The organism is Halorussus marinus, from assembly GCF_004765795.1.
Taxonomy (GTDB): domain Archaea; phylum Halobacteriota; class Halobacteria; order Halobacteriales; family Haladaptataceae; genus Halorussus; species Halorussus marinus.
Genome location: NZ_SBIV01000003.1, coordinates 40,577 through 64,213, shown reverse-complemented (window position 1 = coordinate 64,213; position 23,637 = coordinate 40,577). Strand labels below are relative to the sequence as shown.

At 68.9% G+C, this 23,637-nt stretch carries 21 protein-coding genes and 1 tRNA gene; 9 read left to right on the top strand and 13 right to left on the bottom strand.

The features are described from left to right. Nucleotides 1-48: 48 nt before the first annotated feature. On the top strand, nt 49-1,188 hold the full coding sequence (gene citZ / locus EPY72_RS07135) for a citrate synthase (RefSeq protein WP_135805990.1): 1,140 nt from the start codon (nt 49-51) through the stop codon (nt 1,186-1,188). A gap of 22 nt (nt 1,189-1,210) precedes the next feature. On the opposite strand, the gene EPY72_RS07130 is transcribed toward citZ, so the two are convergent. After that, a complete protein-coding gene (locus EPY72_RS07130) occupies nt 1,211-2,521 on the bottom strand; it encodes an MATE family efflux transporter (protein ID WP_135806221.1) in 1,311 nt (436 codons plus the stop codon). Nucleotides 2,522-2,912: 391 nt separating this feature from the next. On the opposite strand from EPY72_RS07130, the gene ilvA (EPY72_RS07125) reads away from it, so the two are divergent. The 6 genes from ilvA (EPY72_RS07125) to EPY72_RS07100 all read left to right on the top strand — a co-directional run bounded on the left by ilvA (EPY72_RS07125) (nt 2,913) and on the right by EPY72_RS07100 (nt 8,234). Continuing rightward, on the top strand, nt 2,913-4,124 hold the full coding sequence (gene ilvA / locus EPY72_RS07125) for a threonine ammonia-lyase (protein ID WP_134668339.1): 1,212 nt from the start codon (nt 2,913-2,915) through the stop codon (nt 4,122-4,124). Between the two features lie 45 nt (nt 4,125-4,169). Beyond that, nucleotides 4,170-4,550, top strand: coding sequence for a Rid family detoxifying hydrolase (locus tag EPY72_RS07120; RefSeq protein WP_134668337.1), 381 nt, complete (start codon nt 4,170-4,172; stop codon nt 4,548-4,550). Between the two features lies 1 nt (nt 4,551). After that, nucleotides 4,552-4,743 (top strand): DUF7981 family protein, encoded by a 192-nt coding sequence (locus EPY72_RS07115; RefSeq protein WP_134668336.1) that lies wholly within the window; start codon nt 4,552-4,554, stop codon nt 4,741-4,743. 41 nt (nt 4,744-4,784) lie between these two features. Further along, nucleotides 4,785-4,866, top strand: a tRNA-Ser gene (locus tag EPY72_RS07110). 459 nt (nt 4,867-5,325) lie between these two features. Further along, nucleotides 5,326-6,972 carry a thermosome subunit beta gene (thsB, locus tag EPY72_RS07105; RefSeq protein ID WP_135805989.1) on the top strand — a complete coding sequence of 549 codons (1,647 nt, stop codon included), beginning with the start codon at nt 5,326-5,328 and terminating at the stop codon, nt 6,970-6,972. A gap of 266 nt (nt 6,973-7,238) precedes the next feature. After that, entirely contained in the window at nt 7,239-8,234 is a 996-nt protein-coding gene (locus EPY72_RS07100) for an ornithine cyclodeaminase family protein (RefSeq protein WP_135805988.1), read from the top strand. A 116-nt stretch (nt 8,235-8,350) separates the two neighbouring features. Here EPY72_RS07100 and EPY72_RS07095 read toward each other — a convergent pair whose 3' ends face one another. After that, complete coding sequence (locus EPY72_RS07095; protein ID WP_210423507.1) at nt 8,351-9,634, bottom strand: carboxylate--amine ligase; 1,284 nt, start codon at nt 9,632-9,634, stop codon at nt 8,351-8,353. Between the two features lie 388 nt (nt 9,635-10,022). On the opposite strand from EPY72_RS07095, the gene leuS reads away from it, so the two are divergent. Then, entirely contained in the window at nt 10,023-12,683 is a 2,661-nt protein-coding gene (gene leuS / locus EPY72_RS07090) for a leucine--tRNA ligase (protein WP_135805987.1), read from the top strand. A 26-nt stretch (nt 12,684-12,709) separates the two neighbouring features. Next, nucleotides 12,710-13,177, top strand: coding sequence for a hypothetical protein (locus EPY72_RS07085; RefSeq protein ID WP_134668329.1), 468 nt, complete (start codon nt 12,710-12,712; stop codon nt 13,175-13,177). On the opposite strand, the gene EPY72_RS07080 is transcribed toward EPY72_RS07085, so the two are convergent. The 11 genes from EPY72_RS07080 to pdhA form a co-directional block, all read right to left on the bottom strand. Beyond that, entirely contained in the window at nt 13,166-13,663 is a 498-nt protein-coding gene (locus EPY72_RS07080) for a hypothetical protein (protein ID WP_135805986.1), read from the bottom strand. The two genes, EPY72_RS07085 and EPY72_RS07080, sit on opposite strands and share 12 nt — an antisense overlap. A 43-nt stretch (nt 13,664-13,706) precedes the next feature. Next, nucleotides 13,707-14,159 (bottom strand): peroxiredoxin, encoded by a 453-nt coding sequence (locus EPY72_RS07075; RefSeq protein WP_134668325.1) that lies wholly within the window; start codon nt 14,157-14,159, stop codon nt 13,707-13,709. Nucleotides 14,160-14,197: 38 nt separating this feature from the next. After that, nucleotides 14,198-14,641 carry an Hsp20/alpha crystallin family protein gene (locus tag EPY72_RS07070; protein ID WP_134668323.1) on the bottom strand — a complete coding sequence of 148 codons (444 nt, stop codon included), beginning with the start codon at nt 14,639-14,641 and terminating at the stop codon, nt 14,198-14,200. A gap of 67 nt (nt 14,642-14,708) precedes the next feature. Next, a complete protein-coding gene (gene pheA / locus EPY72_RS07065; protein WP_135805985.1) occupies nt 14,709-15,515 on the bottom strand; it encodes a prephenate dehydratase in 807 nt (268 codons plus the stop codon). Nucleotides 15,516-15,654: 139 nt separating this feature from the next. Next, a complete protein-coding gene (gene lpdA / locus EPY72_RS07060; RefSeq protein ID WP_135805984.1) occupies nt 15,655-17,079 on the bottom strand; it encodes a dihydrolipoyl dehydrogenase in 1,425 nt (474 codons plus the stop codon). Between the two features lie 96 nt (nt 17,080-17,175). Then, a complete protein-coding gene (locus tag EPY72_RS07055) occupies nt 17,176-17,832 on the bottom strand; it encodes a lactate utilization protein (protein WP_135805983.1) in 657 nt (218 codons plus the stop codon). A 173-nt stretch (nt 17,833-18,005) separates the two neighbouring features. Continuing rightward, a complete protein-coding gene (ilvA, locus tag EPY72_RS07050; RefSeq protein WP_135805982.1) occupies nt 18,006-19,223 on the bottom strand; it encodes a threonine ammonia-lyase in 1,218 nt (405 codons plus the stop codon). A 108-nt stretch (nt 19,224-19,331) separates the two neighbouring features. Further along, nucleotides 19,332-19,598 carry a hypothetical protein gene (locus tag EPY72_RS07045; RefSeq protein WP_135805981.1) on the bottom strand — a complete coding sequence of 89 codons (267 nt, stop codon included), beginning with the start codon at nt 19,596-19,598 and terminating at the stop codon, nt 19,332-19,334. A gap of 141 nt (nt 19,599-19,739) precedes the next feature. Next, complete coding sequence (locus tag EPY72_RS07040) at nt 19,740-21,284, bottom strand: dihydrolipoamide acetyltransferase family protein (protein WP_135805980.1); 1,545 nt, start codon at nt 21,282-21,284, stop codon at nt 19,740-19,742. 1 nt (nt 21,285) lies between these two features. Further along, entirely contained in the window at nt 21,286-22,287 is a 1,002-nt protein-coding gene (locus tag EPY72_RS07035) for an alpha-ketoacid dehydrogenase subunit beta (protein WP_134668313.1), read from the bottom strand. Nucleotides 22,288-22,289: 2 nt separating this feature from the next. After that, complete coding sequence (gene pdhA, locus EPY72_RS07030; protein ID WP_134668311.1) at nt 22,290-23,399, bottom strand: pyruvate dehydrogenase (acetyl-transferring) E1 component subunit alpha; 1,110 nt, start codon at nt 23,397-23,399, stop codon at nt 22,290-22,292. Between the last annotated feature and the right edge of the window lie 238 nt (nt 23,400-23,637).

The window sequence follows — 23,637 nt, the reverse complement described above, 5'->3', positions numbered from 1 at the left end:
AGAAACAAAAGATAATCCTTTTCCCGGCTTGCCGAGAAGTATCAGGGTATGTCAGACGAGGTCAAGAAAGGGTTAGAGGGCGTCGTCGTCGCCGAATCGGGACTCAGCTACATCGACGGCGACGAGGGGCGACTCGTCTATCGCGGCTACGCGATAGAGGACCTCGCCCGGAACGCGAGCTACGAGGAGGTTCTGTACATGCTCTGGCACGGCGAACTCCCCGACACAGCGGAGCTCGCGGCGTTCTCCGAGTCGATGGCGGCCGAGCGCGAACTCGACGAGGACGTTCTGGATACGGTCCGGAAGCTCGCGGCCGCCGACGAGGAGCCGATGGCGGCCGTCCGGACCGTGGCCTCGATGCTGTCGGCCCACGACCCCGACGACTCGTCGGCCGACCCCACCGACCGGGAGGTCAACCTCCGGAAGGGCCGGCGCATCACCGCGAAGCTCCCGACCGCCGTCGCGGCGTTCAAGCGCCTCCGGAACGGCAACGACCCCGTCGCGCCCCGCGAAGACCTCGATCACGCCGAGAACTTCCTCTACATGCTCAACGACGAGGAGCCCGACGAGGTGCTGGCCGAGACGTTCGACATGGCGCTGGTCCTCCACGCCGACCACGGCCTGAACGCCTCGACGTTCTCCGGGATGGTCACCGCTTCGACGCTCTCTGACGTCCACAGCGCGATCACGAGCGCGGTCGGCACCCTCGCCGGGCCGCTCCACGGCGGCGCGAACGCCAACGTGATGCGGATGCTCGAAGAGATCGACGACAGCGACATGGAGCCGACCGACTGGGTCCGGACGGCGCTCGAGGAGGGCCGACGGGTCGCCGGGTTCGGCCACCGCGTCTACAACGTCAAAGACCCCCGGGCGAAGATCCTCGGCGAGAAGAGCGAGGAGCTCGGCGAGGCCGCCGGCGACACGAAGTGGTACGAGATGTCGGTCGCCATCGAGGAGTACATGCGCGAGGAGAAGGGAATCGCGCCCAACGTCGACTTCTACTCGGCCTCGACGTACTACCAGATGGGCATCCCGATCGACCTCTACACTCCCATCTTCGCGATGTCCCGATCCGGCGGGTGGGTCGCTCACGTCCTCGAACAGTACGACGACAATCGGCTGATCCGGCCGCGCGCGAAGTACGTCGGCGCGAAGGACGCCGAGTGGGTCCCGATCGAAGACCGGTAATCGGCGACGCTATTTTCGGCCGTCAGGCCTCCTCGACGCTCCCGCGCTCTTCCATCATGTCGGCCGCCCGTGCCGCCCAGCCGCCCCACCGGAAGCCGGCGCCGACGACGAGCAACGACCAGACGTAGTAGAGGAAGATGCCGGCGTACGCGCCCGCGACGCCGTAGTCGAGGACGACCCCGACCAGCCACGAGAAGCCGACCATGAACCCGAACATCCCCGTGGTCCGGGCGACGAACGGGGTCCGTGTGTCGCTACCGCCCTGTAACGCCCCCGAGAGAACGACGAACACCGCGAGGAACGGCGCCGAGAGGCCGTACACTCGCGCGAAGTCAGCGGCGTACTCGAGGGTCGCGGCGTCGTCGGTAAACAACTCGACCAGCCGGTCCGCGCCGAAGACGAGCGCGACGCCGATGGCGCCGACCGAAACCAGGGCGAGCGCGCCCGTCGCCCACCCCTCGAACCGGGCGCGGACGGGGTCGCCCTCGCCGAGCGCCTGCCCGACGACGACGCTGGAGGCGACGCTGTATCCCCGCGAGAGCGGCCCGGTGACCTGCTGGTACATCCGGCGGCCGATCTGGTAGGCGGCGTTGACCTCGGTGCCGAACCCGAGCAGGATCGAGTTGAACGGGAACTCCGCGACGGTGGCCGCGAGCCCCTCCGCGATGCGCGGGGCGCTCACGGCCAACAGTTGGCGGGCGATGACGGCGTCGGTCGGGCGGGCGAACGACGCCTCGGTCAGATCCCACCGGATGGCCGCCACCAGCGCGAGCGCGGTGAACACGTTGCCGAAGGCGGTCGCGACCCCGACGCCGACGATCTCCCAGCGCGGAAACGGGCCGAGACCGAGGCCGAGCGCGACCGTGCCGCCGATGTTGAGGAGGTTCGAGACGACGTTGACGTACATCGGCGTCCGGGTGTCGCCGGTGCCCTGTAGCGAGCGGGCCGCGACGAGCGCGACGTGGCGGGCCGGCGCGGTGGCGAAGATGATCCCGAGGTAGGTGCCGCCCATCGCGGCGACGCCGGCGGGCGCGCCGAGTACCCCGATGGCGGCCTCGCCAAACAGGAGCCCGAACACCACGAACGGCACCCCCGAGAGCGCGCCGACGAGGACGGCCTGCGTGACCGCCTCGTCGCGGTTGGCGGTGGCGTCGCTCCCCGTGTCCTGACTCGACAGCGCGATGGCACCCCCGCCGAGCCCCAGCCCGATCCGGAGCGGGAGCCGAGCGTAGAGGTCCGCGAGCCCGATGGCCGCGACTGCGGCGGGCGAGAACAGCCCGGTCACGACGATGTCGGTGGTCCGCATCAGGGTGCGGAGGACCTGCTCGGCCATCACCGGCCACGACAGCGAGAGGACGCGCCGCCAGACCGCAAACAGGCGAGCGCGGAGTCCGTCGGTCACACGTCTCGGGAGGGGTGAGAGCGTTTTCAGTCCACGGGAAGCCGGCCGGGATTGCCCGTTCGGCGCGGGCGGGACGACCGGGCGAAGAGTATCACAATTCAGTCATACGGGCGTACGTCGTCCGTCTGACGGAGATTTAGACCCGACGCCTTCTTGCGTTTTTACTTTCACTCCACCACCCGGGGCTTTAAGTCCTTGTAGTGACACTCTCTATATGCGCGTCACACGCTTCGCGCCCGAATCCTCACATTCCCCCCTTCGAAACCGCGCCGAACAGCGGTCAGTATAAAGTGCTAAAGACGCGCCCGGAGTACCCGCTGGTATGCTGGAACTCGCCGACGTTCGGGACGCGCGCGACCGGGTGGCCGAAACCGCCCGACGGACCCCGCTGGACTACTCGCACACGTTCTCGGAGATGACGGGCGCGGAGGTCCACCTGAAACTGGAGACCTTCCAGCGTACGGGTTCGTTCAAGATCCGGGGCGCGACCAACCGAATCGCGACGCTGTCCGACGACGAGCGAGCGGCGGGCGTGGTGACCGCGAGCGCGGGCAACCACGCCCAAGGGGTCGCGCTGGCCGCGACCAAGAGCGGGGTCGACGCGAAGATCGTGATGCCCGAAAACGCTCCGATATCGAAGGTGAAGGCGACCCGCGACTACGGCGCGACCGTCCTGCTCCACGGCGACGACTACAACGACGCACAGGAAAAGGCCCACGAGATCGAGACCGAGGAGGGCCGGACGTACGTCCACGCGTTCGACGACGAGATGGTGATGGCCGGACAGGGGACCATCGGTCTCGAGATCGTCGAGGACGCGCCCGACCTCGACACCGTGGTGGTTCCGATCGGCGGCGGCGGCCTGATCGCGGGCATCGCGACCGCGGTCAAGGCACAGCGACCCGACGCCCGCGTGATCGGCGTGCAGGCGGCGGGCGCGTCCAGCGCGGCCCAGTCGCTCCGGAAGGGCGAGGTCCACACCCTCGAGTCGGTCGACACCATCGCGGACGGCATCGCCACCCGGAGCGTGGGCGAGAAGACGTTCGAGGTCATCCGCGAGCGCGTCGACGAGGTCGTGACGGTCTCGGACTCGGAGATTGCGGTCGCGCTGACCTATCTCCTCGAACGCGCGAAGACGCTGGTCGAGGGCGCGGGCGCGGTCGCGCTGGCCGCGCTGTTGTCGGAGGCGTTCGACTACGACGACGGGGAGGTGATCGTCCCGGCGCTCTGTGGGGGCAACATCGACATGAACACGCTCACGACGGTCATCATGCGCGGGCTGGTCGAGACCGGCCGGTACGTCAAGCTCCGGACCGTGCTGAAAGACCGGCCGGGCGCGCTCGACGACCTGCTCGACGTCATCTCGGGCGAGCGGGCCAACATCTACGGCATCCAGCACGACCGGACCTCCCGGGACATCGCGATGAACGCCGCGGAGGTCGAACTCGACCTCGAAACGCGGGGGCCCGAACACGTCGAGACGCTGCTGGCGGCGCTCCGCGAGGAGGGCTTCGACGTCGAGGTGCTGGCGTAGGCTGGCTTGCCCAACTTTAAGTTACGGGGCGCGAACCAACAGGGTATGAAGCGAATCATCAGCACCAACGACGCACCCGAGGCGGTCGGGGCGTACAGTCAGGCGACGACGAACGGCGGCCTCGTGTTCACCGCGGGTCAGATCCCGCTGACGCCGGACGGCGACCTGCTCGACGACGAGGACGTCGCGGTCCAGACCCGCCAGAGCCTCGAGAACGTCAAGGCCATCCTCGAAGAGGAGGGGCTGACGATGCAGGACGTGCTGAAGGTGACGGTGTTCCTCGGCGACATCGACGACTTCGACGAGATGAACGACGCCTACAAGGAGTACTTCCAGGACAACCCGCCGGCCCGGAGCGCGGTCGAGGTGGGCGAGCTCCCGAAGGGCGTCGGCGTCGAGATCGAGGCCATCGCCAGCGCCGAGTGACGTGCGACCGCGCACGAAAGCCAGCCTCCTGTGGGGCGTCGTGGGCGTGTTCGCGTTTCTGGTCGCCCTTCAGGGGTACGAACTCTGGACCGGCTACCGCTACGCGCTCGCGGTGAAGTTCGGCGTCGCAGTCGCGGTCGGGGCGGGCGCGACCGGCCTCTCGTACGTCGCCGAACCCCGCCTCGTCGGGTAGAAAGGAAGATTTAAACGCCGGACCCGACTACGAACGGACGGGCCGGGATGGCCGAATGGCAAAGCGCACGCCTGGAAAGCGTGTCCCCTTACGGGGTTCTGGGTTCAAATCCCAGTCCCGGCGTTTCTCCGCGACCGACACCGCGAGCAGTTCGTCTGCTCGCGAACCCAGAGAGCGGTAGTCGGTATCGGCGCGGGATTCGAACCCCTGCCAGTCACAGCCACCGCAGGCGAACGAAGTGAGCCGAGGAGGACTGTCTGGCTCCGGGTTCAAATCCCAGTCCCGGCGTTTTCTCCGACCGCGACGCTGTGAGCGCCGCGTGTGACCGACCGACCGACCCGAGTCCGCTTCGGCCGCCGCGCGGTGGCGGGACGGCACCCGAGCGACGGAGAATGTGTATATAAAGATGCGCTGACAGGGGTCGGCGCGTCGACGTTTTCGTGGTAACTGTTCCCAGATAATCGGGTCCGTCCGGGCACCTTCCGGCGAAATCGGCGAGTATCGTGTGACTTCGGGGCGTGGGAACCCGTGGCGAGAAAGTAAACATTTATATAGAATCACAATCATACTACGAGGTGAACCATGAGTCAGCGAATGCAGGGTCAGCCGATGATCGTAATGTCCGACGAGTCCCAGCGCGTCAAAGACAAAGACGCCCAGGAGCACAACATCACCGCGGCCCGCGCGGTCGCCGACGCGGTGCGCTCCACGCTCGGACCCAAGGGGATGGACAAGATGCTCGTCGACTCGATGGGCGACGTCACCATCACCAACGACGGCGTCACCATCCTCCAGGAGATGGACATCGACAACCCGACGGCCGAGATGATCATCGAGGTCGCCGAGACCCAGGAAGACGAGGCCGGCGACGGCACCACGACCGCCGTCGCGGTCACGGGTGAGCTCCTCAAGAACGCCGAGGACCTCCTCGAGCAGGATATCCACCCGACAGCGATCATCAAGGGCTTCCACCTCGCCAGCCAGAAGGCCCGCGAGGAGATCGACAACGTCGCCGAGAACGTCGACGTCGACGATCAGGACCTCCTCCGGAAGGTCGCCGAGACCTCCATGACCGGCAAGGGCGCCGAGCTCAACAAGGAGCGTCTCAGCGAGATCATCGTCGACGCGGTCGACCAGGTCACCGTCGAGGGCACCGTCGACCTCGAGTTCGTCAAGACCGAGACCCAGACCGGCCGGTCGTCCGGCGAGTCCGAGCTCCTGAAGGGTGCGGTCATCAGCAAGGACCCGGTTCACGACAACATGCCCACCAGCGCGGAGGACGCCGACATCCTCCTGCTGAACGAGGCCGTCGAGATCGAGGAGACCGACGTCGACACCTCGGTCAACATCGAGAACCCCGACCAGCTCCAGCAGTTCCTCGACCAGGAAGAAGAACAGCTCAAGCAGAAGGTCGACAAGATCGTCGAGACCGGCGCCGACGTCGTCTTCTGCCAGAAGGGCATCGACGACATGGCCCAGCACTACCTCGCGAAAGAGGGCATCCTCGCGGTGCGCCGCGTCAAGAAGAGCGACGTCGGCTTCCTCAAGGAGGTTCTGGGCGCCAACGTCGTCTCGGACCTCGACAGCGCCACCGCCGAGGACCTCGGCCACGGCGACGTGACCCGCGACGACGGCGACGAGCTGTTCTACGTCGAGGGCGAGGACAGCCACGGCGTGACGCTCCTCCTGCGTGGCTCGACCGACCACGTCGTCGACGAGCTCGAACGCGGCGTCACCGACGCGCTCGACGTCGTGGCCCAGACGGTCTCGGACGGCCGCGTGGTCGCCGGCGGCGGCGCCATCGAGGTCGAGGTCGCGAGCCGACTCCGCGACTACGCCGACTCCGTCTCGGGCCGCGAGCAGCTCGCGGTCGAGGCGTTCGCTGACTCGCTCGAACTCGTCCCGCGCGTGCTCGCCGAGAACGCGGGTCTGGACTCCATCGACACGCTGGTCGACCTCCGGTCGGCCCACGAGTCCGGCGACGAGCGCGCCGGTCTCGACGTGTACAGCGGCGACGTCGAGGACACCTTCGACGCGGGCGTCGTCGAGCCCGCCCACTCGAAGGAGCAGGTCGCGTCCAGCGCCACCGAGGCCGCGAACCTCGTGCTCAAAATCGACGACATCATCTCCGCCGGCGACCTCTCCACCGACAAGGGTGACGACGAGGGCGGCGCCGGCGGCATGGGCGGCGGCATGGGCGGCATGGGCGGCATGGGCGGCGCGATGTAAGTTCGGTAGTAACCGAACTTCTCTGTCCGCCGAGTACCGTTCGCGGTGAGACACCGACCGGGCGACCGCCACCGCACAGCCCGCGACTGCGACTGCCTGGCTTCGGTCCCGACCGCCGGTCGACGGCGGTCCCGACCGCGTTCGACTTTTCGATTTCGTCGGCTCCGAGGAGCCTCGCCGACCGTTCGGTCCGAGAGCCCGACCAAAATTGCGCGATTCGCCGAGTTTTAGGTAGATTATAGTGGTCGCAGGCGGACCAGCCACGTATGGACACGCTCCTGCTCAATCAGGACGCCGTCGACGAGAACACGAAGATGGACGACGTGATCCGGGCGGTCGAGGACGCCTTCGCGGCGTACGCCCGCGGCGACGCCCAGATGCCCGCCAAGTCGTACATCGACCTGCCCCAGTACAACGGCGACTTCCGGTCGATGCCCGCCTATCTGGAGGCCGACGACTGGGACGCCGCCGGCATCAAGTGGGTCAACGTCCACCCCGACAACCCCGACGAGTTCGACCTCCCGACCGTGATGGGGACGATGGTGTACTCGAACCCCGAGACCGCGTTCCCGCTGGCGATCATGGACGGGACCGAACTCACGATGAAGCGGACGGGCGCGGCCGCCGCTGTCGCGACCGACTACCTCGCGGTCGAGGACGCCACCACGATGGGCATCGTCGGGGCGGGCGTCCAGTCGTACACCCAACTGGAGGCCGTCGCGGCGATCCGACCCATCGAGGAGGTCGTCGTGAGCGACCTCGACGAGGAGCGGGTCGCGAAGTTCATCGACTACTTCGACGACGACTTCGACGTGCGGGCCGGCTCGATCGAGGAGGCCGCCCAGTGTGACGTGCTCTCGACGGTCACGCCCGTCGAGGACCCCGTCGTCTCCCGGGAGGCCATCGGCGAGCACACCCACGTCAACGCCATGGGCGCCGACGCCGAGGGCAAACACGAGCTCGCCGACGAGATCCTGCTCGACGCGAAGCTCGTCATCGACGACCACGCCCAGACCACCCACTCGGGCGAGATCAACGTCCCGTACCACGAGGGCGTGCTGAGCGACGACGACATCTACGGCGAGGTCGGCGACATCGTCGTCGGCGACATCGAGGGGCGCACGGACGACGACGGTATCACGGTGTTCGACAGCACCGGGCTCGCGATTCAGGACGTGGCCGCGGCCCACGTCGTCTACGAGCACGCCGACGAGAACGACAACGGCTACCCCTTCGATCTCATCGGCTCGGACGTCGAGTAGTCGGGCTACCGCGACCGCCCGCCGGGGAGGCGCTCGGTCGGCGCCGCGCGTCCGCACTCCCCTTCTCATACGGCGCGTATCGACGACTGCACAGAGACGCGTTTTCGGCGGTTCGATCACCCGCGGCGAAGCAGGTTCACCAGCGTCGTCGCCGCCCGCGTCGCATTCCCCGAACCGACGGGCGTCTGTTGTTCGCGCTCGTCGATCGCGGCCTCGAAGAGGCCGGCGACGTCCCGGAGGAACGGGCCGACGTCGTCGGCGCTGAGGTAGTCGAACTGGGGGTGGCGAACGACCGAGGCGACCGTCGCCGCCGCGGTCCCGGCGACCGAGGGGCGTTCGACCACCGGGTAGTCCTCGAAGAGGACGCTGTGGAGGTGGAGCAGTTCCCCCCGGAGCAGGTGGCCCGCGACGCCGACCTCGTAGTCGGGGTCGGTCGCCGGGCGCTCGCCCGCCGCCATCGCTCGGTAGAGGTTCGGGAAGTCGACGCCGGCCTGCACCGTGAACGGCAGCGACGACCAGAACCGCGGGTTCACCTCCATCAGCTCGAACTCGCCGGTCTCGTCGTCGTGCAGGAACTCGACCATCGCGAGCCCGTGCCAGTCGAGCTCGTCGAGCAGTCGCAGACCCGCCGCTTCGAGCGCGGGGATGTCGACCGACTCGCGGTAGGCGCTCGGGCCGCCGCAGTACTTGTAGCCCCGGAGCTGGCGGTGCTGGAACGTCGCGAGCGCCTCGCCCTCGTCGTAGAGCGCGAAGAAGCCGTACTCGTCGTTTCCAGGCACGTACTCCTGGACGATCGGAACGTGACCCATCTCGGCGACGATCGAGTCGCGGTCGGGCTTGCCGCCCGGCTCGACGTACCTCGTCGTGCCGTGGCGGTACTCGGCGGCCGACTCCGGGCCGACGTACTCGGCGGTCGGCAGGGTGTAGCGCGCCTTGACGATGACCTCCTCGTCCCACGTCGTCCAGTCGTCGAACCGTCGAGTCTCGGGCGCGGGGACGCCCGCCCGCTCGGCGGCCGCGAACAGTTCGACGCGGTCTTGGGCCCCGCGGAGGGTGTCGAGCGACGGCCACGGCGTCCCGACGTGGTCGGCAAACGCCGACCGGTGGGCCGCCAGCGCGTAGACGTCGGGCTCGCGGAGCGGGATCACCGTGCACACGTCCTCGCGCTCGGCGAGCCCCAGCAGTCGCCGGGCGTACGCCGAGAGGTCCTCGGTCGGGTCGGGGGCCGAGACCGTCTCGTCGACGTACCGCGACCGGAACGCCGGCGGGTCCTCGCGCTCCGAGACCGCGATCGTCCGGACGCCTTCCCGACCGAGCGCCCTGACGCAGGCGGTACTGCTCGGGACGTCGATGGCGGGAACCACGACGCTCGGTCCTTCCTCGTGTCTGTTTGCTCTCATTGCGTGGGGACCACTTCGTGTAATGTCTTTGTTATGAATCGGCTGTCGCGGACGATCGGCCGACTCCGCCGGCCGCAGGCGGCTCCTACCGTCGAGAGCCGACGGCGTAAACGGCCCCTATCGACGGGGAAGCGAAATCTTACCGCCCGAGGGCGCGCGACAAGTGCCCACCGAGACGGGCGGCGGGCCGACTCCGAGGGGGTGTTCGACCCCGTGGGCGCGCCCGTCGGCGTCCCGCCCGCTAAGCTCAAATCTGCGCCGGGCTCGCGGTCGCCAGACCCGCCGGGAGCCGGACCGATCTCGACGCGGCGAGCGCGGTCGGCGCCCCGAACTGCCGTATTGAAAGACCTTTGGCCCTCGACTTCGTACGCTCGCCCAAGAGATACGTATGGGACGCCAAAACGGCTACGACCACCGAGAGATAGAGCGACGCTGGCAGGACCAGTGGGACGAGGCCGACGTGTTCCGGGTGCCAGACGACGCCGAGGACCCGGCGTACGTGCTGGCGATGTTCCCCTACACGTCCGGCCAGCTCCACATGGGCCACGTCCGGAACTACGCGATTACCGACGCTCTCGCCCGATACCGCCGGATGGACGGCGACGAGGTGCTCCACCCGATGGGGTGGGACTCGTTCGGACTGCCGGCCGAGAACGCCGCCAACGAACGGGACACGAACCCCCGAGAGTGGACCGAGCGGTGCATCGAACAGATGCGCGAGCAGTTCGAGGCGCTCGGGTTCGGCTACGACTGGGACCGGGAGGTGACCACCTGCGATCCCGACTACTATCGGTGGAACCAGTGGATCTTCAACCGGTTCCGCGAGGCGGGGCTGGTCGAGCGCCAGGCCGCGACGGTCAACTGGTGTCCGTCCTGCGAGACGGTGCTGGCCGACGAGCAGGTCGAGGGCGAGGCCGAACTCTGCTGGCGGTGTGACACGCCGGTCGAGGAGCGGGACCTCGACCAGTGGTTCTTCCGCACGACCGAGTACGCCGACGAACTGCTCGAGGACATCGACGAGTTGGACGGGTGGCCCACCAACGTCCGGGACATGCAGCGCAACTGGATCGGCCGGACCGAGGGCGCGGAGGTGCCCTTCGACGTCGAGACGCCCGACGCGACCGAGACCGTCCGGGCGTTCACCACCCGGCTCGATACGATCCACGGCGCGACGTTCTTCGCGCTCGCGCCCGACCACCCGCTCGCGGAGGCGGCCGCCGAGCGCGACGACGAGGTGGCCCACTTCGTCGAGCACGTCGCCGACCCGGACGGCGACGAGCCCCAGGGCGTCGCGACCGACATGACCGCCCGCAACCCCGTCACGGGCGAGGAGCTACCCGTCTTCGTCGCCGACTTCGTGCTCTCGGACATCGGCACCGGCGCGCTGATGGCGGTCCCCGGCCACGACGAGCGCGACCACGCGTTCGCCCAGTCCCACGACCTGCCGATCCGGCAGGTGATCGCCCCCGAGGACGGCGCGGATACCGAGGACGTCGACATCGAGGCGGCGCCCTACACCGAGGACGGCGTCCTCGTCAACTCCGGGGAGTACGACGGCCTGTCGAGCGAGCCGGCCCGCGAGCGGCTGACCGAGGAGGTCGACGGCGCCGACTCGGCGGTCCAGTACCAGCTTCGGGACTGGGGCATCTCGCGCCAGCGCTACTGGGGGACGCCGATTCCGATCGTCCACTGCGAGGAGTGTGGGCCCGTCTCGGTCCCCGACGACCGGCTCCCGGTCGAGCTCCCGGAGTTCGTCCACACCACCGGCAACCCCCTCGACGCGGCCGAGGAGTGGAAGCACACGGAGTGTCCCGAGTGTGGCGGCCCCGCCGTCCGGGAGACCGACACGATGGACACCTTCGTCGACTCGTCGTGGTACTTCCTGCGGTTCACCTCGCCGGATCTCGACGACGCCCCGTTCGACGTCGAGCGCGCGAACGACTGGATGCCGGTCGACGAGTACGTCGGCGGCGTCGAGCACGCCGTGATGCACCTGCTGTACTCGCGGTTCGTCACGAAGGCGTTCGCGGACCTGGACCTGCTCGACCACCGCGAGCCGTTCGAGTCGCTCACCACGCAGGGGATGGTGCTTGGCGAGGACGGCGCGAAGATGTCGAAGTCGAGAGGAAACGGGGTCTCGCCCGAGCGCATCGTCTCCGAGTACGGCGCCGACACCGCCCGGCTGTTCGTCCTCCGGGCGGCCCGCCCCGACAAGGACTTCCCGTGGAGCGAGGAGGGCGTCCGGTCGTCTAACTCGTTCCTGAAGCGACTGCTCGAGATGGCCCGCGAAGTCGATCCGGACGCCGCGGCCGACGACCCCGACGACCCGGCCGCCGAGTACGTCGCCCGCGAGGTCGCCGCCACGGTCGAGGCGGCCACCGACCGCTTCGAGGAGATGGAGTTCAACCGGGCGGTCCAGGCGATCGACGAGATGGTGTCGCTTCTGGTGCGGTACCGCGACCGCGACGCGGTCGACCCCGGCGTCGTCGCCCGGGGCGTCGAGGTCGCCGTGAAGCTCCTCGCGCCCGTCGCGCCCCACGTCTGCGAGGAGTGCTGGACGGCGCTGGACGGGGAGGGCTTCGTCGCCGAGGCCGACTGGCCGACCCCCGACCGCGACGTGAACGACCACGAGCAGGCGGTCCGGCTGGTCGAGCGGACCCGCGAGGACGTCCGGGACATCGTCGAGGTCGCCGGCATCGAGGAGCCGACCGCCATCGACGTGGTCACCGCGCCCGAGTGGATGCACGATGCGCTCGAACTCGCCCGCGACGCCGACGGCGACGTGGTCGGCGCGGTGATGAGCGACGGGGACCTCCGCGAGCGCGGCGAAGCCGCCGCCGACTACGCGAAGGACCTCGCCGCCGCGGCGCCCGCGCTCCCGGAGGCGCTCGCGCCCGACCGCGAGCGTGCGACCCTCGAACGGGCCGCGTGGCTCGTCGAGTCGGAGTTCGACGCGCCGGTCCGGGTGCTCGCCGCCGAGGAGGCCGACGACGACCTCGCGAGCAAGGCCGAGCCCGGCCGACCCGCGATCCACGTTCACGAGAACTGAAGTGGCCCCGGCGTCTGGGCCAGCTCGTGGGCGCGTTCGCAGACGCGGTTCGCGACCGGCTCCGAGACGGCCTCGAACAGCGCCGCCCCTCGCTCGACTGGGAGACCGAGCGCTACCTCCGGCGGACCCCCGTCGACGTCGCGGGCCGGGACGCGACCCGGTTCGCGGCGGTCGAGGTGGAGTGGCGAAGGGCCGACCCTGTGAACAACACGGCGAAGCTGTTTTACTACGCCGAGGACGGCGAACTCGACGCGTACGACGACGTCGCGGTGATCCAGCTCTTTTCGGGCTACTACGATCTCGCGTCTGGCGGGGTGTCCTCGAAGCGCGAGGTCGCGGAGTTCGTGGGCGAGACCGCCGCGGAGTCGGTCGAGCGCGTCTCGTATCGTCCGGTCGCCCTCCCGATCGAACCCCCGAAGCGCGGGGGCGACCGCCCCGAGGGCTGGCGCGACCGAATCGACGAGACCGCCCGCGAGATCGCGTCACTCCTGTAGCTGTGCGGGCTCGCGCCCGAGCAACGGCCGGGCGTCGAGCCCGTAGACGACGCCGTACGAGATCGCGAGCGTCAGCGCGTAGGACGCGCCGGGCACCGCGAAAAACGGGAGCGCGAGCATCGAGGTTCCGAGCAGATCGAGGACCGCGAGCGCGCCGAACGGCACCAGAAAGCCGAGCACGAGCAACAACAGCGTCACCTCGACGCGCCGGCCGTGAGCGCGCGGCGCTCGGCCGGCCGGTGACCGGACCGCGACCCAGCCGTATCCCGCGAGAAACGCCCCGAGCAGGACCGCGAGAAGCTCCCACCGCGCCGAGAGGGCGAACGCCCGCCCGGTCGCGGTCAGGTACCACCCGACGCCGAGGAACGCGAGCGCGAAGACGTAAAATCCCGTCACCGCCCACTGGACGCCGGCGACGAGTCGGGCCCGGACCGGCGAGACCGGCGCGGCGTCGGCGGCCGAGGCGGCGTCGCTCGCATCCTGCATGGGCGAGCCTCGACGCGGGGGCGAAAAACGCTGTCGGCGCGAGCTATTCGAGCGCGACGAGGTCGTCGTCGAGCATGTCGCTCAGCACGTCGCGGGCGTGGCCGTCGGGGTCGACGCCGTCGTAGACCGCCTTGACCTCCCCGTCGGCGAGGACGAAGGTGGTTCTGGCCGCCGCACCCCGCGAGGTGTCGACGTCGAACGCCTCGGCGAGTTCGCGCTCGGGGTCGGCGAGCAGATCGAACCGGATCTCGTACTTCTCGGCGAACGCCTCGTGGCTCTCGACGTCGTCGGTCGAGACGCCGAACACCGAGACGCCGGCGTCGTGATAGCTCTCCAGTTCGGCGTCGAACTGCTCGGCCTCGGTCGTACAGCCGGGCGTGTCGTCGCGCGGATAGAAGTACACCACCGTCGGTTCCTCGAAATCGAGCGCGACGGTCTCGCCGCGCTGGTTCGTCGCTTCGACCGTCGGCGCGTCCGCGCCGGTTTCGAGCGTCATGGCTCGGGATTGACGGCGAGCGGGCAAGGAGCTTGTGCTTACGAGATGTCGATTCGGTGCGAGTCCTGATCGCCGGCCTTCGGGAGCGTGACCGTCAGCACGCCGTTGTGGTATCGCGCGGTGGCGCTCGCGGCCTCGACGGGTTCGGGAAGGGTCACCGAACGGCTCGCCGACTGGTGGCGACGCTCCCGGCGGATGTATCGGCCCTCGTCGGTGTCTTCGTCGGCCGCGGTCGACTCCTCGTGTTCGGCCTCGATCCGGAGCACGTCGTCCCGGATCGTCACCTCGATGTCGTCCTCGGCGAACCCCGGCAGGTCGGCGGTCGCGACGTACTCGTCGTCCCGGTCGGCGACGTCGACCGAGACCTCGCCGTCGCCGAGCGTCGACTGCCAGTCCGACTCGCCCATCGGCTGTTCGAACTGCCGGGACATTCGGTCTATCAGCTCTTCGAGCTCTTCGAACGGATTCCGTCGTTTTGTCATAGTATCCCCCACGGGCGTTCCCGCCCGGCGGAGGTTCGGCGCGCCCGGCCTTAAAAATTCGTTCGGGTCAGTAGAGGACGTGCTCGGTGTCGTACGAGCCGAGCCGCCGGACCCAGCCGTTCTCGGCGATGTCTTCGAGCGCCGCGATGGCGGCCTGCGAGCGCTCCTCGTAGAGGCCCGCCGCGAAGTCGAGGTGGAACACGTAGTCGCCCAGGCGCTCGCCGCTCGGCCGGGACTCGACCCGCGTGAGGTTGATGTCCCGGTCGGCGAACGGTTCGAGCAGTTCGAGCAGCAGGCCGGGGTAGTTGGCGTTCGGATACACGACCAGCGAGGACTTCCCGCCGGCCTCGGACCGGTGGCTCGTGGGCGCGATGACGAAAAAGCGGGTCGCGTTCGACGTCCGGTCCTGAATCCCCTCGGCGACGATTTCCAGGTCCTCGCCCGCGTTGTCGGGGTGGCCGATGCCCGCGACCGTCGGGTCCTCGCGGGCGCGCTCGACCCCGCGGGCGGTGCTGGCGACCGCTTCGAGGTCGGCGTCGGGGTACTCGGATTCGAGGTACGACCGACACTGAGCGAGCGCCTGCGAGTGGCTGGCGATCGTCGAGAAGTTCCCGCTCTGGGCGAGCAGGGCGTGGCGGATCGGGGTGACGACCTCCCGAACGACCGAGACCTCGCGGTCGGCCAGCGCGTCGAGCGTCTCGGTCACGCTTCCCTCGATGCTGTTCTCGATGGGGACGACCCCGCGCTCGAACGACTCGTCGGCGACCGCTTCGACGATGGCGGTGACCGACTCCCGGAACTCGACGTCGTCGGCCACCGCGCTGGCGGCCCGGTGGGAGTAGGTCCCGGACGGACCGAGCGTGACTGCTTGCATGTGGCGGTGTGTTTCGCTGTTGAGGACAAAAGGCCGTCGGGTCTGACAGCGTTCGAGAGCCCCGACGGCTCCGGGGCGGCGAGTCGTCTCTCGGTCTCCGGACGGTCGGGGGAAAATCCGCGGAGTCGGCGGGCGGCTCCTACCGGTTCAGCGTGTGGATCGCGTGGTCGAGCGCGTTCTCGGCGGCCTCCATCACGGCCTCCGAGAGGGTCGGGTGGGTGTGGATGGTCGAGGCGACGTCCTCGAGCGTCGCGCCCATCTCGATGGCGAATCCGAGTTCGGCGATCAGTTCGGAGGCCTCCGGCCCGACGATCTGTGCGCCCAGCAGGAAGCCGCTTGGCTCGTCGGCGACGACCCGGACGAACCCCTCGGCGTGGCCGGTGGTGAGCGCTCGTCCCGAGGCGTTGAACGGGAACTGTCCGACCGTCGGCTCGAAGCCCTCCTCGTCGGCCTCGGCCTCGGTCAGGCCCACGGTGGCGATTTCGGGGTCGGTGAACACCGCGGCGGGAACCGCCTGATAGTCGAGGGCCGCGGGCTCGCCCGCGATGACCTCGGCGGCGACCTGCCCCTCCTTGCTCGCCTTGTGGGCCAGCATCGGCTCGCCCGCAACGTCGCCGACCGCGAAGACGTGCTCGACGTTCGACCGGGCGCGGTCGTCGGTCTCGATGAATCCGGCGTCGGTCGTCTCGACCCCCGCGTTCGACAGTTCGAGGGTGTCGGTGACGGGGTCGCGGCCGACCGCCACGAGGACCTTTTCGGCGCCGAACTCCGAGACCTCGCCGTCCTCGTCTTCGGTCGCGACGGTGATCCCGTCGCCGGCCTCCTCCCAGCCGCTGGCGGCCTCGCCGAAGTGAAAGTCGACGCCAAGCGACTCGGCGTTCTTCTTGACCGGGCGCGCGAGGTCGTCCTCGTAGGCCGGTAGCACCGAGTCGAGCATCTCGACGACGGTCACGTCGGTCCCGAGCTTGGCGAACACGCCCGCCAGCTCCATCCCGATGTAGCCCGCGCCGACGATGACCAGGCTTTCGGGCACCTCCGCGAGCGCCAGCGCCTGCCGGGAGTCGAGGACCGGCTCGTCGCCGAAGTCGAAGCCCGGCACCTCAATGGGGCGACTTCCAGTCGAAACGATGGCGTGTTCGAACTCGACGGTCTCGGCGCCCTGCCCGTCGCCGCCGTGGACGACGCGCGCGGAGTTCTCGCCGGCGAACTCCGCGCGACCCTCCATCAGCTCGACGCCGTTGGCCTTACAGAGCTTCTCGACGCCGCCGGTGAGCTGGTCGACCACGCCGTCTTTCCACCCGACCATCTCGCCCATCTCGACCTCGGGGTCTGCGTAGATTCCCATCTCCTCGGCGTGGCCGGCCTCGTGGGCCAGATCCGAGGCCGTGATCATCGCCTTCGACGGGATACAGCCGTAGTTGAGACAGGTCCCGCCGTAGGCGTCTTTCTCGACCAGCGTCACGTCGAGGTCGAGCTGGCCCGCCCGGATCGCGGCGACGTAGCCGCCCGGTCCCGCGCCGATTACTAACACGTCCGTGCCCGTAGAGATGTCTCCGACGACCATGTGGTCGGTAAATCGGGCTACCCGGTGAAAAATCAGGCGGGTTTTGCGACGGCGAGTGGGCGGTCGGCCGCGAACGGCCGGCCCGGCCCCGCCGACTCAGTAGCCCAGAGACTCGCGGACGAGCACGACCGTCGTCCGGTCGTCGTCGTTCTCGTAGCGGTAGATGAGCTGTTTGGCGATCGCGCTCGGCGCGCCGTACACGTCCTCGGCGCGGGCGTCTTCGAGGGGGTAGGCGACGTTCTCGAGGCGGTCGAGCGCGGCGTCGAGGTCGTCGACGACCTTGTTCGCGCCGGTGACCAGCAGGAGGTTGGCAGCCGCGAACGGGTAGGCGCCGATCCGGCTTCCCGAGGCGTCGGCCGCGACGAGTTCGCCCGACTGGGCGACGGCGTTGACGCCGCCGAGGAAGTAGTCGGCCGTCTGGGCCTCGCGGCGCGCGGCGGCGCGCTCGGTGTCGTCGTCGATGTCGAAGACCTCCGCGTGGAGGTTCTGCCAGTTGTGGTCGCCGTCCATCAGGTAGTCGTCGAACCCGATCTCCTCGAGCGTCGTGGAGTGACCGTTCATCACCGAGGCGCCCTCGGGGATTCGGGATTTGAGCTCCGCCAGTGCGTCCTCGGCGGTGTCGACCACGACGACCCCGAAGCCGCGGTCTTCGAGGTTCGAGACCGCCGTTTCGAGTTCGTCGTCGGTGGGGAGTTCGTCGAGCGATTCGTCGTAGGAGACGTCGTCCGCGTAGGCCGCTTTGTCGTGTTCCATGGGTAAATCTCCGGGACGCGCCGGCTCGACTTCTCGGAGCCGAGCGACGCGTCGCTCTTCGACCGGACGTACTCGCGCCGACACCATAAGCGCTCGCGGACGCGAACGTCGCCAGACGGCATCGGGGTTGCCGGGTGACGCGCCCGTAACTACCGGGGGTCGCGGCGGGTCGCTTACGCCACGCGCTCGACTTCGTAGCCCGCCTCGCGGACCGACTCGGCGATGGTCCGGGCGTGGCCGGCCCCGTTGGTGACGACCTGAAAGACGAGGTACGCCTCGCCGACCCGGAGGTCGTCGACCGCCCGGTCGTGGCGGACGGTCCGGATGTTCGCGCCGGTGTCGCCGATCAGCCCCGACAGGGTGGTCATCTCGCCGGGCTGGTCCTCGATCCGGATCCGGAGCCGGACCAGCTGACTGCGCTCGGTCAGCGCCTGTGTGAGCACCGTCTGGAGCATCGACATGTCGATGTTGCCCCCCGACAACACCGGGACCACGGTCTCGTCCGCGACGTCGAGGTCGGACGAGAGCAGCGCCGCGACCGACGACGCTCCCGCGGCCTCGACCAGTTGCTTGGCGCGTTCGAGCAACACGAGCTCCGCGCGAGCGATCTCGTCGTCGCTGACGGTCACCACCTCGTCGACGTGGTCGTCGATGAGTCCGAGCGTCAGCTCCGAGATGCCGCCGGTGGCGATGCCGTCGGCGATCGTCTTCGGCGAGTCGATCGAGGCCGGAATCCCCTTATCGAGGCTCTCGGGCACGGTCGCGGCCTGCTCGGCCTGGACGCCCACCACGCGGATCTCCGGGTCGAGTTCGGCCAGCGCGGCGCTGGCGCCGCCGATCAGCCCGCCTCCGCCGATCGGGACGACGACGGTGTCGACGTCGGGCAGTTGCTCGTGGATTTCGAGGCCGATGGTCCCCTGTCCGGCGACGATGGCGGGGTCGTCGTAGGCGTGGACGAACGCGGTGTCGTCGGCCTCGGTCAGCGACTCGGCGTACTCCATCGCGCCCTGAAAGTCCCGGCCCCGGAGCTCGACGGTCGCGCCGTACTCGCGGGTGGCATCGACCTTCGCCTGCGGGGCGTTCTCGGGCATCACGATCGTCGCGTCGACGCCGGCGGTGGTCGCGGCCAGCGCGACCCCTTGGGCGTGGTTGCCCGCGCTCGCGGCCACGACCCGGGCGGCGTCGCCGGCCTCGACGACCTGTTTGATCTTGTTCGAGGCCCCCCGGGTCTTGAACGAGCCGGTGCGCTGGAGGTGCTCCATCTTGAGCTCGACCTCGGCGCCGGTCATCTCGCTCAGCGACCGGCTCCGTTCGATCGGGGTGCGCTGGACGACCGACTCGTCGAAGCGCTCGCGGGCGGCCTCGACGTCGGTCAGCGTGACTCCGGTCATATTTGCCAGTGGCGGGAGGCGACCTAAAGTACTTTCTCAGTCGCCCCGCCGACGGGAGCGTCGCCCGTCGCGGTGTCGGTCGGCTCCTCGATCACGCTCACCCGACGGTCACGCGGCGTCGTCGTCCGGGCGAGAGACCGGCTCGACGCGAAACACGTAGTCCCCGGCGGCGGCGTCGAGGTTCGCGGGGCTCTCCTCGGCGGTGTGTGCTCGACACAGGAAGGCTCGCGCCTCGACGGTGCCGTGGCCGGTCTCCTCTTGGTAGCGTTCGAGGACGACGAACTCCGGCGGGTTGTCACACCCGCGACGGTGACACGAACCGGGCGGGTTCGCGCTTTCGGGCTCGCGTTCGCGGTCGGCGTCTGTGTCTCCCATCTCCCGTATCCCTTTGGCGGACTGCGCCATAACAGTGTGGTCGAGACGCGTCCCGAACGCGGGTCGCGAACGGAGCGTGCGCGCTCGGCCGCTCCGTGCTCGCCGGACGACCGCGGTGGGGCGGAGACGGGCGATCCCGACCTACTCCAGCAAGAGGAGTTCGGGATTCTCGACGTACTCCATGAACGTGTTGGCGAACGCCGCGGCGTCGGCGCCGTCGACGATCCGGTGGTCGATGGTCAGCGAAATGGGGAGGGTGTGCTTCGCCACGACCTCGCCGTCTTCCACGACGGGCCGCTGTTTCAGCTCGCCGATGCCGAGGATCCCCACTTCGGGGTGGTTGAGGATGGGCGTGGCGTACTCGCCGCCGATGGCGCCGAAGTTGGTGACGGTGAACGTCGAGCCCTGTAGCTCCTCGCGGGCGATCGAGCGGTCCCGGGCCTTCTGGACCAGTTCGTTGACCTCGCTCGATATCTGGAGCAGGCCCTTCCCGTCGACGTTCTCGACGACCGGCACCATCAGGCCGGCGTCGGTCGCGGTCGCGACCCCGACGTTGTAGTAGTTCTTGCGCAGGATCTCGCCGGCTTCCTCGTCGAGTTCGGCGTTGAGCTTGGGGTGGCGCTTGAGCGCCGCGACGACCGCCTTCATCACGAACGGCATGTAGGTCAGCCGGATGCCCTGCTCGTCGGCTCTGGGCTTGAGCCGCTCGCGGGTCGCGACCAGCTCGTCGACCACCGCGGTGTCGTGGTGGGTGACGTGGGGCGCGGTGAACTTCGAATTCGACATCGCCTCGCCGATGGTCTTGCGGACGCCCTTGTACTGGACGCGCTCGACCCGCTCGCCCGACTCGGCGCCGGCGCCGGCCGATCCCGCGGCGTCGGCGCGCTGGGCGCGCTGTTGGGCCTCGGCGTACTCCCGGACGGCCTGTTCGGTGACGAACGCCTCGCCGTCGCGCTGTTCGGTCGCGGGGACCGCGTTCAGGTCGACGCCCCGCTCGTCGGCGATCCGCCGCGTCGCGGGGGCGGCCAGCGTCCGGTCGCGGTCGGCCGACTCGGCGGGCGCCGAGAAGTCCTCGGTCGTGGGCTGAGCGCCCTGTTCGCGGGTCGCCGCGACGTCGTCGCCGACCGGCTCCTCGGCCGCCGCGAGCGCCTCGTCGCGCTCGTCGGCGCCGTCGTCTGAAGTGTCGGAGCTCTCGCCCGGTTCGGCGGCGGCGCGCACGTCCCGGTCGGTCACGCGACCGCTCGGGCCCGAGCCCTCGACCGCGGCGATGTCGACGCCGAGCTCGCGGGCGAGTCGGCGGGCGCTCGGGGCGGCGAACACCCGTCCCTCGCCGGTCGAGACCTCCTCGGAGTCGCCGGCGTCCGGGGCCGTCGGTTCGGCGTCGGCCTCGGAGTCGGCTTCGCCGGCGCGCTTCGCTTCGCCCTCGGTCTGGTCTTCGACCGGTTCGCCCTCCACGTCGAAGGTGATGATGACGTCGCCGACCGGGACGACCTCCCCCTCCCCGGGGATGATCTCCCGCACCGTGCCGTTCACCGGCGAGGGGACTTCGACGATCGCCTTGTCGGTCTCGACCTCGGCGACCGGCTGGTCCTCCGAGACCGGGTCGCCCTCCTCGACCAGCCAGGTGACGATCTCGCCCTCGCTGACGCCTTCGCCGACGTCGGGAAGTTTGAATTCGCGTACCATGTTAGAAGCTCACCGCGTCGCGGATGCCTTCCTTGATCCGGGCCGGCTCCGGCAGGTAGTAGTCTTCGAGCGCGTACAGCGGGAACGGCGTGTCGAAGCCGGTGATGCGCTCGACCGGCGCCTCCTGATACAACAGCGCCTCCTCCTGGATAATCGAGGCGATCTCGCCGCCGAGACCGCCCGACTTCGGCGCCTCGTGGACCACCGCGGCCCGCCCGGTCTTCTTGAACGATTCGACGATGGTCTCCTCGTCGAGCGGCGAGATCGTCCGGAGGTCGACGACCTCGACGTCGATCTCGCCCTCGAGTTGCTCGGCGGCTTCGAGCGTCGGCCGGGTCATCGCGCCCCACGTAAACACCGAGACGTCCGATCCCTCCCGGCGGACCGCGGCTTCGCCGATCGGCACCTCGTAGGAGTCGGTCGGCACGTCGCCCCGGAACGCCCGGTAGATGAGCTTCGGTTCGAGGAACATCACCGGATCGGGGTCCCGGATGGCCGACGCGAGCAGGCCCTTGGTGTCGTAGGGCGTGCTCGGGATGACCACCTTCAGTCCGGGCTGGTGGGCGAAAAACGCCTCCGTCGACTCGGAGTGGTGCTCGGGCGCCCGGATCCCGCCGCCGTAGGGCGCACGGATCACCATCGGACAGGTGAACCGTCCGCGGCTCCGGGTGCGCAGGCGCGCGACGTGGCTCACGATCTGGTCGAACGCGGGGTAGATGAATCCGAGAAACTGGATCTCGGGCACGGGCTTCAGGCCGTAGGCGGCCATCCCGACCGCGGTGCCCACGATGCCCGATTCGGCGAGCGGCGTGTCGATCACGCGATCGTCGCCGAACTCGTCGTAGAGGCCCTCGGTGGCCCGGAACACGCCGCCGTTCTTGCCGACGTCCTCGCCCATCACGAGCACGTCTTCGTCCCGCTCCATCTCGGTGTGCAGGCCGTCTCGAACCGCCTGCACCAGCGTGAGGTTCTCGGTCGCTTGCTCTGAGTCTGGCTGGCTCATAGTTAGTCCTCCAGCAGCGCGTCGTCGCCGTACTGTTCGCGGACGCGGTCGAACCACTCCAGCTGTTCCTGGAGCCGTCCGGGCATCCCCTCGTAGACGTGGGCGAACATCTCCTCGGGGTCGGGGCGTTCGACCGCCTCGGCGGCGTCGATGGCGTCGGCGACCCGTTGTTCGTTCTCCCGTTCGATGGTCTCGATCTTCTCGTCGTCGAGCGCGCCCCGATCGCGCAGGAACGACTCCAGCCGGGGGATCGGGTCTTTCTGCTTCCAGCGCTCGACCTCGTCGTCGTCGCGATACACCGACGGGTCGTCGGCGGTGGTGTGGGCGCCAAAGCGGTACTGGACCGCCTCGATCAGCGTCGGCCGTTGCTCGTCGTCGCCGGGGTCTTTGGCCTTCTCGACGGCGTCTCTGGTCACCTTGTACACCGCGAGGGGGTCCATCCCGTCGACCTGCACGCCCTCGAAGCCGTACGCCTGGGCCTTCTGGGCGATGGTCTCGCTGGCGGTCTGGCGCTCGCGGGGCACCGAGATCGCCCACTGATTGTTGTTACAGAAGAACACCGACGGCGTGTCGAACACGCCCGCGAAGTTCAGTCCCTCGTGGAAGTCGCCCTCGGAGGTGGCGCCGTCGCCGAAGTAACAGAGGAAGGCGTTGTCGTCGCCCTTGAGCTTCGAGGCCCACGACGCCCCCGTCGCGTGGGGGATCTGGGTCGCGATGGGAACCGCGACCGTGAAGATGTTGGCGTCGTCGGGGACGGCGTTGCCCTGTTCGTGGCCCATCCAGTACAGCAGGGTCTGTTTCAGCGACAGCCCCCGAACCAGCGCCGCGCCGTGCTCGCGGTAGCTCGGGAACAGCCAGTCGCCGTCGTCGAGCGCGTGGGCGCTACCGATCTGTGCGCCCTCCTGGCCCGACAGCGGCGGGTACGTCCCCATCCGGCCCTGGCGCTGGAGGCTGACCGCCCGCTCGTCGAAGTGACGGGCCAGCCGCATCTGCTGGTACATCTCTACCATCCGGTCGTCGGAGAGGTCGGGGACCTCCGCGCCCTCGACGACGTTGCCGTCCTCGTCCAGTACCTGTACGCGGTCCTGGGGGTCTCGATGTACGACGCTCACGGTCGAACCCATCCTGACATATTCAATAGGTCATCCGCACGCATTATAGGGTTTTCGTAACTAACTTTCCATAAGTATGGTTCTCCCGTCACTTTCCACCCGGAGTTCCGATTCTCCGCCGAGTAATCGTTCGTTTCTAAGTTTTCTTCGAGTATGGTAGACGTTCGTCAGACGTATACCCGCGTATCTCCGGACTGGGTGGACAAACGGCAAAAATTGCGCCAACTTCGAGAGGCGC